Annotated in this window: 7 protein-coding genes, 1 tRNA gene and 2 pseudogenes; 2 read left to right on the forward strand and 8 right to left on the reverse strand. The window is 71.7% G+C overall.

Annotated features, from left to right (window positions below; translation table 11 throughout):
* Window positions 1–200 precede the first annotated feature (200 nt).
* The 4 genes and pseudogenes from ACWCWD_RS09105 to ACWCWD_RS09120 all read right to left on the reverse strand — a co-directional run bounded on the left by ACWCWD_RS09105 (window position 201) and on the right by ACWCWD_RS09120 (window position 7,105).
* Window positions 201–1,637 carry a Cys-Gln thioester bond-forming surface protein gene (locus ACWCWD_RS09105; protein WP_450771362.1) on the reverse strand — a complete coding sequence of 479 codons (1,437 nt, stop codon included), beginning with the start codon at window positions 1,635–1,637 and terminating at the stop codon, window positions 201–203.
* A gap of 800 nt (window positions 1,638–2,437) precedes the next feature.
* Window positions 2,438–2,803, reverse strand: a pseudogene (locus ACWCWD_RS09110) (single-stranded DNA-binding protein); the annotation flags it as partial.
* A 238-nt stretch (window positions 2,804–3,041) separates the two neighbouring features.
* The gene (locus ACWCWD_RS09115; RefSeq protein ID WP_450771363.1) at window positions 3,042–5,462 is read right to left on the reverse strand and encodes a GTPase; all 2,421 of its coding nucleotides are present in this window, start codon (window positions 5,460–5,462) and stop codon (window positions 3,042–3,044) included.
* A complete protein-coding gene (locus tag ACWCWD_RS09120) occupies window positions 5,459–7,105 on the reverse strand; it encodes a dynamin family protein (RefSeq protein ID WP_450771364.1) in 1,647 nt (548 codons plus the stop codon). Before ACWCWD_RS09120 ends, ACWCWD_RS09115 begins: the two co-directional genes overlap by 4 nt.
* Window positions 7,106–7,422: 317 nt before the next feature.
* Here ACWCWD_RS09120 and ACWCWD_RS09125 point away from each other — a divergent pair.
* Window positions 7,423–7,495 (forward strand) — tRNA-Arg (locus ACWCWD_RS09125).
* 177 nt (window positions 7,496–7,672) lie between these two features.
* On the opposite strand, the gene ACWCWD_RS09130 is transcribed toward ACWCWD_RS09125, so the two are convergent.
* Window positions 7,673–8,041, reverse strand: coding sequence for a hypothetical protein (locus tag ACWCWD_RS09130; protein ID WP_450771365.1), 369 nt, complete (start codon window positions 8,039–8,041; stop codon window positions 7,673–7,675).
* A 27-nt stretch (window positions 8,042–8,068) separates the two neighbouring features.
* Between ACWCWD_RS09130 and ACWCWD_RS09135 the strand changes: the two are divergent.
* A pseudogene (locus ACWCWD_RS09135) lies at window positions 8,069–8,770 on the forward strand (hypothetical protein).
* Window positions 8,771–9,469: 699 nt separating this feature from the next.
* On the opposite strand, the gene ACWCWD_RS09140 reads toward ACWCWD_RS09135, so the two are convergent.
* The 3 genes from ACWCWD_RS09140 to ACWCWD_RS09150 form a co-directional block, all read right to left on the reverse strand.
* Window positions 9,470–10,525 (reverse strand): hypothetical protein, encoded by a 1,056-nt coding sequence (locus ACWCWD_RS09140; protein ID WP_450771367.1) that lies wholly within the window; start codon window positions 10,523–10,525, stop codon window positions 9,470–9,472.
* A 93-nt stretch (window positions 10,526–10,618) separates the two neighbouring features.
* On the reverse strand, window positions 10,619–10,891 hold the full coding sequence (locus ACWCWD_RS09145; RefSeq protein WP_450771369.1) for a helix-turn-helix domain-containing protein: 273 nt from the start codon (window positions 10,889–10,891) through the stop codon (window positions 10,619–10,621).
* On the reverse strand, window positions 10,888–11,616 hold the full coding sequence (locus ACWCWD_RS09150) for a hypothetical protein (protein ID WP_450771370.1): 729 nt from the start codon (window positions 11,614–11,616) through the stop codon (window positions 10,888–10,890). Before ACWCWD_RS09150 ends, ACWCWD_RS09145 begins: the two co-directional genes overlap by 4 nt.
* Window positions 11,617–11,630: the final 14 nt, after the last annotated feature.

Raw genomic sequence — 11,630 nt, forward strand, 5'->3', positions numbered from 1 at the left:
CCGCCGGAGAATCGGGCTCGCGGGGGCGCGGGCGGGGCGCGTCGGGTACCTGCGGGTACGTGCGAAGGCCCCGGCCCCCGGGGAATCCGGGGGCCGGGGCCTTCGGTCGTACGGTCCTGCGGCGGTGCGGCACTCCTGCCGCCACGCCGTCACACCGCTACGGCGTGGTGCGCGCGGTCACCGCGCGCACCCGGCGGCCACTACTGGGCGCCGGCTGCCGACTTCTTGCGGCGGAGGAAGACCATCGTGCCGATGCCGAGAACGACGAGCACGACGGCGACGCCGGCGATGACCGGGGTCGCGCTGGAGCCACCGGTGGCGGCGAGGTCGCCCTCACCGCCGGTCGTGTCGGCAGCGGCGGCGGTCGCGACGGGGCTCGGCGAGGCGCCGGCCTGCGTGTCGGTGCCCTCGTCGCCGGGGGCGGGGGTGGAGGCGGTGACGCAGTCGAGCACGCCCTTGAAGTTCTGCTTGAAGTCGCTGTCGACTCCGGAGACCGTGAGGTCGTACGCCTTGTCCTCACCGACCGGGACCGACACGGTCTTGGTGCCACCGGCCTCGACGGTGTAGTCGGTTCCGGCCTGGAACGTGAACGTGAACGGCTGGTCACCGCTGTTGGTCACGGTGAAGTCCACGCTGCCCTTGGCGCAGTTCTTCTGCGCGGTCACCGCGGGAACCGGGCCCTTGGCGGCCCAGGTGGCGGTGGCCTGCGCGGAGACGACGGACTCGCTGGAGCCGGCCAGGATCTGCGTCTGGCTGGTGGTCGTCACGCCGGTGAAGACACGGCCGACCGGGACGGAGGTGGTGGCCTGCACGGTGAGTGCGGCGGTACCGTCCGCGGCGCCCTTCGGCACGTCGAAGTAGAGCTCGGTGCCGTCGGTCGCCTTCGAGACGGGGTTGCCGTCCTTGTCGGTGATCTTGATGCCGCTGGCGACGGCGTCGGCGGGCGGGGCCACCGCGGCCTCGGCCGCGTCGGTGTGGACGGTGACCGGTCCGAGCAGGCCGCCGGCCTGGCCGGAGACGACGGCGGGGCTCACGGTGAGCGACGCCTGGGGCTCGGCCGAGTTCTGGGCCGCACCCTGGAGGTAGTCGGCGAGCTTCTCGGCGTCCTTGTTCACCGCGGTGACGTCGGCGTTGTCCGAGAACCGCCAGATGGCGACCTGGGTACCGGCGGCCGCGGTGCCCTCGGTGAGCGAGTCGGCGCCGGCCGCCTTGGCGAGCGAGGCGAGGTCGTCGACCTGCGGGTAGGAGTGCTGAAGGATCCAGAGGATGCGGCCGGCGTTCTCGTTCTTGCCGAGCGAGGACTCACCCCAGGCCTTCTCCTCGTACTCCGCCGCCGGCTGGGTGGGGTTGTGGATGTCGATGCAGTAGGTCTTGAGCTTGCCGCCGCCGTCGACGGTCATCTCGAAGAGACCGGCGGAGACGCGCAGGTCGTCCGCTCCGGCCGTCTTGATCACGGCCTTGTCGGACGTCTTCAGCCCGTCCAGGACGGCGGTCGCGCCGCCCTGGTGCTGGGGTGCCTCGTCGGCCGCCGCCGCGCCCGCGCCGGTGAGGGCGCCCGCCGCGACGAGACCGGTGACCAGTGCGGTGGAGGCCAGGCGGGCGAGCCCGTGGCCCCGTCCCCGCAGCGGCCGGCGCACGGCCCGGCCGGCACCGAGGGCCGGTCCGGTCGATATGTCGGAATCTTGAAGCGCTGAAATCTCAGAAAACGCAGAAGTCACAGAATTCCCCTCCGGGGCGGAGCCCTCGCGCTCTGTACGCGTGTGGGGAGTGCCCCGCCGAAAGACTCAAGTGCCCATGAGTACGGGGGAATCCTATGGAGGGGGGCCGAAACCGCTCCCCCGTCTTACGGTCGTACAACCATTCCGAATCGCAATCGTTATCGCCGCCACTCCCGCCCCACGGCGCACGCCACAAACCATCAGCACCCCGTCACCAACCGTGCACCGAGCGCTCGTCGACACCCTCAGGGAGCCGACACCAGGCCCACAGGCCGTTTCTGACGGGCCGTCGGCTCGCGTGATCGCGTCGCCGCACGAGGAGCCTCCGCGGCCCCGGCGCGGCCTCCCTCCTCACCAGCGGGCCCGAGCTCCCAGGAGGGACCGTCACCGACCGGTTCGCTCGCGAAAACCGGACCGTCCGCGTCCTGTCCCCACGGCCCTCCCGGCCCACCCCCCGGGCCCTCTCCCCGGCCTCCTCCCGGGCCACCTCCCGGACCCGCGCCGGCTCTCGTTCGCACACCCTCACCTGCACCGGCGCCCTCTCCCGTACCCGCGCCTGCGCCCATGCCCGGACCTGTGCCCGGACCTGTGTCCGGTCCTGCGCCCGTACTTGTGCCCGTACTTGTGCCCGGACCGCCCCCCGCCCCCGGCCCCGCACCTGCTCTCGCGCCCACGCCCACTCCCACGCCTGCCTCCGCGCCTGCCTCCGCGCCGAACGGCGGCTCGCGTCGTGTCGCGCGCCGGAACGCGGCGGAGCCCCGGTTCAGGTCGTGGCCCACCGCCACCGCCTCGACGTCCACGAACGTCCGGCGGGCGCCCTCGCGTTCCTCCTCCCGGACCTTCAGTCGGCCGTGCACCAGCAGTGGTTCGCCCACGGAGACGGAGGCGGCCACGTTCGACGCGAGGCCCCGCCAGGCCCACACCGTGTAGAAACTCGTGTGCCCGTCGGCCCAGAGCTGCTTCTCCCGGTCCCAGCGGCGTGGTGTCACGGCGAGGCGGAACCGCGCCATCCCGCCCGAGGCCGTCTCGCGGAACTCCACCCCCGTCGCGGCATTGCCGACCAGCGTCACCAAGGTCTCGTTCATGTCCTGTCCCCCGCCTTCGCTTCCTGTCCGTGCGGGCGAGCCCGCCCTGTGCGAGCAGCCGGGGGTACGAGGTCGCCCTCGCGTACGCCCCGGAACGCGGGAGAGCCCCGCGCACCGGTGGGTACGCGAGGCTCTCCCCGCTCCCCCGTACTGCCGCCTCCGCCACCGCGCCCGTGTGCGGGCCGGTGCGAGGACTCCATGCTGGACGAGGTGCGGCGATCCTGCCGGGGCCTGTGGATTACCGGCCGGTTGTGGACAACTCCGTCACCGCCCCGTACCGCTCGCGTACTTCGCGGTACCGGGCGAGTTCGGCGGCCACCGGGTCGAGGACCCTGGCGCGGCCGCATCCGGCCGCCGCGTCCCGCAGCCGCCGCTCGACCTCCTGCCCGTACCGCCGGGCCGGGCCGCGTGCCGCTGCCGCGCACGCCCACTCCACCAGCGGCCCGCCGACGACTCCGGCGAGCATCACGAGCGCGGGGACGACGAGTCCCGGTTCCAGCACCCCGGCGATCTGGCCGACCAGCCACAGCCCGCCGAAGATCTGCAGCAGGGTCATGGACGCCTGCACCACCACCGCGGCCGGCCACCACTTGGGGCGCGGCGGCTTGGCGGGCCGGCCGAGCGGCACGGGCGAGCCCTGGACACGGCCGCCCCCGGTCTCCGCCCCGGCCCGCCGGAACCGGTTCCGTCCGGACCGCCCCGAGCCACGCGTACCGCCGCCCCCGCCCACTTTCGCGCCCCCGCCCGACGTACCGGCCCCTGCTGCACGGCCTCCCGCCGCGCCGCCTCCCGTCACGTCGGCCGCCGCTGCGTCGGCTCCGGCCCTCCGGCCACGGGCGGGGGCGGCCGAACCCGCCTTCTGCGCCAGCTCGTCCAGCGCCTCGGACAGCCCGTTCGCCCCGTTGTACGCGGCCTCGCGCACGGCCTGCGCCCATGGGTCCGGGAGCCCTCCGGCGGCGTCGTCGGCCACCAGCCGTACCGCCTGCTCGACCCGTTGCCGTGCGGTCGCCTCCTCTTCCTCCCGCGCGGGTGTCAGGACCTGGCCGATGCGCTCCAGGCCGCCGAGCCTGCGCGTCGACTCGTACCAGCGCCAGAGCCGCAGCCACGGGGTGCCGCAGGCGCGGCCCGCGTTCCGGCGCCACTCCCGCTCGGCCGCCTGCCCGGCCGCCGAAGCGCCGACCGCGTCGGCGAGCCGGTCGGTGAACTCCTCCCGGGCCCGCTCGCCCAGCCCGGACCGCCCCTCCGCGACGTACACCGGGCGCAGCCGCGCGGCGGCGGCGTCCACGTCTGCGGAGAGCCGGCGCTGTGCGGCCGTACGCTCCTGCACGAACTTCCCCAGCAGCTCGCGCAGTTCGCCGACCCCTTCGCCGGTGAGGGCGGAGAGGGCCAGCACGGTGGCGCCGGGGTCGCCGTGCTCGCCCACCGCCATGCCGTCCTCGTCGAGCAGCCGGCGCAGATCGTCGAGGACCAGGTCGGCGGCTTCGCCGGGCAGCCGGTCGATCTGGTTGAGCACGACGAAGCTGACCTCCGCGTGACCGGCGAGCGGGCGCAAGTAGCGCTCGTGCAGGGCGGCGTCGCCGTACTTCTCCGGGTCGACGACCCAGATCACCGCGTCGACGAGGGCGAGGACCCGGTCCACCTGTTCCCGGTGCCCGGCGGCGGCCGAGTCGTGGTCGGGGAGGTCCACCAGAACGAGCCCCTGGAGCGCCGCGTCCGCCGCCGCCGTCCCCGAGTGCGGCCTGCGGCGGAGCCGTCCGGGGATCGCCAGCCGGTCGAGGAGCCCGGCGGCCCCGTCCGTCCAACTGCACGCGATCGGGGAGGAGGTGGTCGGCCGTTTCACCCCGGTGTCGGAGATCTGCGCTCCGGCGAGGGCGTTGAAGAGGGAGGACTTCCCGCTGCCCGTCGCTCCGGCGAGGGCGACCACGGTGTGCCGGGAGGAGAGCCGCTGCCGCGCGGCGGCCTCTTCGAGTACCCGGCCCGCCTCGGCGAGCGTCCCCTGGTCGAGCCGCGCCCGGGAGAGCCCGACCAGCTCGCGCAGTGCTTCGAGCCGAGGCCGGAGCGTGCCTCCCGACGGTACGTACGCCTCGACCTCGGGCCCCGGTTCGGCCTCCGGCACGGCCGGCTCGCGCTCGTCGGCCTTGGCCGCCCGGGCTGCGGCCCGGCGGGCGATGAGCCCGTCGTCCCAGTGCGAGGGCACGCCCGCCGGGGTGACGGCGGTGCCCTGCGGGTCCGGGTCGCCCGCCGGTTCACGTGCGCCCGCCTGTGCCCCGGGTACGGCGTCCGGTGCGTCCACCGGCCCGGCAGCCTCCGTGCCCGCCTTCCGGTCCGGGTTCGGGTCCGGCTTCAGGTCCGGCTTGAAGTCCGCGCTACGGTCCGTGTTCCGGTCCGGGTTCCGATCCGCGCGTGCGGCCCCCGGCACCTTCGGATCGCCGATGGCAGGGACCTCGGGCCTGCCGTCCTCCCCCGACGCCTCCGGTGCTGTGGACGCATCCGGCGCCGGGGACGTCTCCGGCGCCTCGGACGTCCCGGGCGCTTCGGATGTCTCCGGCGCCGTCACGTCGCCGTCGCCCCTGCCGCCCGCATCCTCGTTCCCCTGGCCCCTCCCCCTCCCCCGGCCCTGATCGCCCTGCTCCCGGTCCTGATCCACGACGGCAGTCATCGCTGCCTCCTCTCCCTCTGCAACACGGACAGTGCGGCGATCAGCTCCGCCTGCGGTTCCGGGGCGATGTCGAGCGCGTCGAGCGGGGCGAGCCGCCGCTCCCGCTCCACCCGCAGAACCTGGTCCAGATAGCTGGTGAGCAGGGCCCCGCCCTTGTCCCGCAGTCTCAGGGCGCCCTGGGCGCCGATGCGTTCGGCGAGCTGCTCCCCCGCGGTGCGGGCCCGGCGCCCGCCGAGCAGAGCGGCGGCGAGGAGCGCGGCGACGGTCTCCGGGTCCGGCGCGACACTGCGGTCGAGCCGGCCCACCTCCTCCTCGGCCAGCTCCTCGACGACCCGCCGCCACCGGCGTACCGCCACGGCGATCCGGCCCTCGACGTCCTCCGTCGGGCCCCAGCCGCCGCCCTCCCTGCCCACGCTCTCGAAGCGGAACGCCGCCGCGGCCGAATCACGCCGCCAGGCCGTACGGATCTTCTCGTCGGCGGCGGCGACGGCGCACTGGATGAGTGCGACCAGGCTCTCCACCAGCGCTTCCAGCACCTCGCAGGCCGAGCTGTCCAGCGGGTACCCGCGCCAGCGCGTCCGGGCGTCGCCCGCCAGCACGGCACCGTTGCGGAGCCGACGGCGGATGCGCTCGGCCTCCTTCTCGTACGCGTCCTCCACCGCACCGGTGAGCCGTACGGCCGCCGCGTACTGCTGGGCGACGGCCCCGGCCAGGGCGGGCATCCGTACGCTCAGCGAGTCGATGACCCCGGCCGCCGTACGCCCCACCGCCTGCTGCCGGGCGGCGGGGTCCTGGGCCCGGTGGGTGAGCCAGGCACGCAGCGGGGCGACGGCCGTGGTGGGCAGCAGTCCGCTTGCGCCACCCGCCGACTCGGGGAGCTCGGGGATGGTGAAGCGCGGTACGTCCCCGAGCCCGGCCCGGGTCATCAGCGCCGCGTACTGGCGGGAGACCTCTCCCACCACCTGGTGCGGCACCCGGTCGAGCACGCTGACCAGCGAGGCGTCGTACTCCTTCGCCGTACGGAGCATGTGCCAGGGCACCGCGTCGGCGTACCGGGACGCCGTGGTCACCATCACCCACACGTCGGCCGCGCAGATGAGTTCGGCGGCGAGGACCCGGTTCCGTTCGACGAGCGAGTCGATGTCGGGGGCATCGAGCAGCGCGAGCCCGCGCGGCAGGCTCATCGCCGTCTCGACCCGCAGTTCCTGGGTCGCTCCCCGGGCCCGCCCGACGCCCGCCTCCTCGATCCCGTCCGCCCCGGCCCCCCGCCCCGGCGGCAGCCAGACCCGGGTCAGCTGGGGCAGCACCCGTACATCCGCGAACCAGTGGTGGTCGTCCGGGTGGCACACCAGTACCGGCGTACGGGTCGTCGGCCGGAGCACCCCCGCCTCGCTGACCCGGCACCCGACGAGCGAGTTGACCAACGTCGACTTCCCCGCCCCGGTGGATCCGCCGATCACCGCGAGCAGCGGCGCCTCGGGCGCCTTGAGCCGGGGCAGCAGGTAGTCGTCGAGCTGCGCGAGGAGTTCGTCCCTGGTCTGCCGGGCCCGTTCCGATCCCAGGAGCGGTAGTGGGAGACGCACGGCAGCGACACGGTCGCGCAGGGCGGAGAGTGCGTCGATGAGCTGAGGCCGTACATCCATGGTCACCACATGCGAAGAATGCCCGCTTTTGGCGCCTTTTTGAAGCGTATGGCCACCCGTGCGCGGCGGTTCCACCCCGAGAGCAGGCGGGACACGCACAGCGCGGGCATAACGAGTGCACAACACCCGCGCGATCCGGCCCGAAAACCGGTGCGCGATCCGTACCCAGCTGCGATTATCGGTTCGCTTCACCGAACCTCCACAAGGTGCCACGCAGGCGAAGCAACCGGGACACCGCGACAAGAGCCCTATCCTTGTCCCGGCACGGCGAGGGACTCCCCCACCACAGGGCTCCCGTCCGCCACGGCCCACACCCGGCCCCCGTAGCTCAGTGGATAGAGCAGGCGCCTTCTAAGCGCTTGGCCGCAGGTTCGAGTCCTGCCGGGGGCACTGCCTGAAGCCCTCCCCTCCGGGAGGGCTTTTCGCTGGTCAGGGCGGGTTTCGGTGGGAGCGACGAAGCCCCGGCATCCCCCTCTGTGACCAAGGTCGGACACCGGGGCTGTACGGCTGTCACCGGGTTTTTGCGGGTGGCCGAGTCGAATACGAGTCGAAGTTTTCGGCGAACGGTCAACCGGCGTCCTGCGACTCCGGGAGGTCTCCCGCCGCTTCGAGCCGCCTCTTGAGATCGGGAAGTTGCCCTTCCACGCACCGCGCGTAGGTGGCCAGAAGCACCGGAACGCTGTTGCCCGCCCAGTCCGCGACCTGGGCCGGCGGAACGCCGTCATTCAGCCACTTCGTCAGGCGCGTGTGCCGGTTGTCGTACACCCGCCGTCCGGTGGGCGATTCGATGACGTGCGGAGCCAACACCGCCTCGCGGGCACTCCGCCAGGCCCGCCGGATCACCGAGCCCGCGAGGACGCCGCCCGTCTCACCTTGGAAGAGCAGATCACCGCAAGATCGGCTGGTCCCTAGTGCAATCGGTGAAAGCAGAAGCACCGCAACCGATCGTCGCTGGAGATCATGATGCGTTCGCGCCTCGCCAAACGTTTCACTCGTCCCTTCCTCGCCGCCGCAGCCGGTGACCGCCCCTCGTCACCAGCTCTACCGCCACGACGACGCCGAAGGCGCCGACAGTTCCTCGGCTCCCTCCGCCGCAAGCCACAGCACATCCTCCGGCACGAGTACCTCCGCCAGCGCTTACCGTTCCGGAGCATCCACTCCCAACGGAGCTGGTTCCAGCAACTTCGGTTCCGGTGGCTTCACCTGGAGCGGATCCGGCGACAAGACCGCGGCTTCCGACAGCAACGGCGACAAGAGCGGCTACGGGCAGTCCTGCAACACCAACGACCTGCACTTCACGGTCACCGCGAAGTCCCAGGCTGGTGGTTACTACCTCGTCACCGCCAAGGCCAACTCCAGCATCACCAGCTACGTGGACGTCAGCACTTCCAGGTGTCCGTCGGCTCCGGAGCCGACGGCGTCGTCTCCCCGCTCGGACAGGGCGGCGACGACCCCATCAAGCTCACCGGATCCGCCGTCGTGTGCACCGGAATCAGCCCCAAGACCATCGCCAGCGACGGCGGCAAGGAGTTCGAGAGCGTCATCATCGCCACCACCGACGACGACCCCTACCCCGCCGAACTCAAGCTCCCCGACACCGCCACGGTCGACAAGCCCATCGTCACCAACTGGTCCACCAACCCCTCCGAGACCATCCCTCAATAGCAGTCCACGTCGCCACTCGCTTTGGTGCGGTGGGCTCGTAGGTGCCGATCAGGATGACCATTGCGCGTGGCTTCCGCAGACTCTCGACGTACGCAAGGTGGGCGGCCTGGGCCGAATTCACCCGGCAGGGCGGCGGTCAGGATACCTAGTCCGTACGACTCTGAACGGCTGAGCAGGCGCGGTCCGCGGCCGCGTAGGACCACGGGCACAGGCGGCCGTCTCCGCGCTCCACTCCCGTACGACCGGGCGGCGATCGCACTGCGCCGCACCCCACTCGGCGATCCGGAGCGCCCGGCACCTCTCAGCGAGCCGGGGAGGCTGCGTCGCACGTGTGGCCAGCCGGCGTCGAAGATGACGAAGCGATGCGCCATCTGTCACGGCGTTCGACATATCGGCCGTCATCACACCCGCCCCTCAAAGCACACGGAGGGGCCTTGGTGCGCACCAGCACCAAGACCCCGAAGGACCGCTCCAACTTCTGCCGACCGCCACAGCGTCGGCCTTCGGCTCCGCATCCCTCGCCGAACCGCTGGAGGAGGTGAGAGGGATCGTGCCTGCACGACCGGTAACCACATCGCTGTCTATGCACTGCAGGCACCGGGACTCATACGTTCACGCGGACGACCCTGCTGGTGCGAGGTTGCACCGCTTTCCCGGCCGCAGTCGATCATCTCCCGTGTCAGCTACGGCCGAGGAGCCTCACATCTTCCTCAGCGCCAGGGCCTGGTCTCTCAGTTCATCCAGCACCGTCACGGCCCGGAGCATCGTCTGAAGCGACTTGTTGATCTGCTGGGAAGGGCGGCGCAACTGTCGGCTGGAGGAGCCGAACATGCTGATCACGGCCATAACCTCATGGAACGCGCCAGCAGCGCCCTGTACTTCCTCAGAGGTCGTAAGCACCTGGTCCAGCGCCTCGTCCGCACCCGCGGGCCATTCGTTGCGTGGTGTGCTCGCAGCCCATTCCAGGAACGCCCGAAACGCGTCAACGCTGGCTCCCATCCGCGCCGCGAAGCGCTCGGCCGATGCCGCCAAGTCGTCGGCCGGTCCTTCGATGGCTTTGGCCAGGCGGTTGATCACGGTCATCCGCATGTTCATGGAAGCCCCGGGATGGTTGACTCTGTCCATGTCCTCGCCGATCAGCGCCATCATCTCCCCGAGGTCCGTCAGGGCGGACTCCACGTCGGCCATGTCGCTGTGGATGGCCTCCATCTGCGCTTCCGCCTCGACAATCCGATCGAACAGGCCCGGGGCGTCCTCGTTGCCCCCAGCAGCCAGTTCGGCATCGCGACCCGCGGGGGATGTCCCGAGGAGCGGCAGCGGGCCGCTCCCGCTCAGTCCCTCGGCGAGGACGCTGGTCAGTCGCCCTCGGATGGCGGCGGCTTCGGCGGAGTGAGACGGGAAAGGGATCCGGGGCATCGTTCCGGGGCCTGGGATCCGCTCGGTTCCCTCTGTGACGTGGACGGTGAACCGCCCGAGCGCGTGTCGCATGCCAAGCCCATAGAACAACTCCGCGCCGGATGCAGCGAGATCGGCGACAACGGCATCCGCTTCGATGAGCATGCGCAGCAGTTGGTCTGCGGGCAGGCCGGCTTCTTCGAGCAGGTCCGCTCGCAGGAGGGTGAGGCCGAGTTGTTCACAAGCGGGCAGCACGATGTCCTCGTAGAGGACCGTGGATCGTTGCCGCTCCCCTGGACTGGATTGACCAGGAGCATCGACAGCGGCGGAGGTTCCGCAGATGGCGAGGCAGGTGGGCATGACGGACTCCTTCGGATGGGGACGGGAGCCCCGTCGGTCGGCAGGCAGCGTCAGGCACCGGGCAACCGACGGGGTGATGATTGGAGGTGGCGATCAGTCGAAGAGGGTGAGCGCCACTCCGTCAGCGACCTCGTCCGCGAACACGGGGCGCTCCTCAATGCCCAGTGCGCTCAGGAGGTCCGCAGTGAGCACGCGGTGGCGTCGGCCGACGCGCACCGTAGGGCACGGGAATGCCTTCTGGTCCACCAGCCGGTAGGCCGTACCAAGGCACACCCCGAAAGCCCTGGCCGCCGTACGCAGACTGACGCTGACCGGAAGATCGAAGATCTCGCGGAAGGTGAGAGGCGTGTCGACGCGGTCGTTCATCCGTTCCTCCGTACGCGGCGCAGGGATACCTTGGCAACTTGTCGGCCTCGGCCCGAGAACCCGACGCTCGTGGCGGCATCGGCCACTCCCCACGTCCGGGCCAAAGCGCCGAGGCGCATGCCCTCGACCCGGTGAGCCGGGACGGTGACACGCACCGTGGCCGAGAGCCCGGCGTGGCGCGGAACCGGGTCGTAGTCCGCCTGCCAGCAGCCCACGGCCCCCGCTTCGCCGAGAGCGCCGCCGACCCGCTCCATGCTGTCCACGGCCATTTCACGGCGAGCGTCGCGCCACAGGTCGTACACGCGTGAGCAAGCTGTACGCAGCACAGTCGCACCTGGGTCCGGATCATCCGTCCCGAGGCCTGCCAGCGCTTCGAGATAGCAGGTGATCAACTCAGCTTCTGCGTCGCCTCGATCGACTCCGAAGCGCCGGCTGATCTTGTAGGCGGTGCGGCGGAGACCTGGTAGTCCCAGCCACACGACGGCCTCCGGCCATTCGCGCCCGACGACATCGGAATGAATACGCTCGGCGATTTGGCGCCACAGGCTCGAACGCGTCTCGGGGCACACGGAGCGGTCATAGAGCAGTTGACGGGCACGCACCAGAGCCAGTGGAACGCCGGCCCGTTCCGTTCCCTCGTAGAGACGTAACAGGGGTGTCGGCTCGCTGTAGGCACAGAGTCGTTCGACGGCGGCAAAGATGCCGGGGTGAGGGGGAAGTGACATCGGTGGTCCTCCTG

This window comes from Streptomyces sp. NPDC001493 (genome assembly GCF_053597235.1).

Coding starts and splice junctions, on each gene's coding strand:
- ACWCWD_RS09115 (WP_450771363.1), bottom strand. CDS start 5,462: ATGACTGCCGTCGTGGATCAGGACCGGGAGCAGGGCGATCAGGGCCGG.
- ACWCWD_RS09120 (WP_450771364.1), bottom strand. CDS start 7,105: ATGGATGTACGGCCTCAGCTCATCGACGCACTCTCCGCCCTGCGCGAC.
- ACWCWD_RS09140 (WP_450771367.1), bottom strand. CDS start 10,525: ATGCCCACCTGCCTCGCCATCTGCGGAACCTCCGCCGCTGTCGATGCT.
- ACWCWD_RS09145 (WP_450771369.1), bottom strand. CDS start 10,891: ATGAACGACCGCGTCGACACGCCTCTCACCTTCCGCGAGATCTTCGAT.
- ACWCWD_RS09150 (WP_450771370.1), bottom strand. CDS start 11,616: ATGTCACTTCCCCCTCACCCCGGCATCTTTGCCGCCGTCGAACGACTC.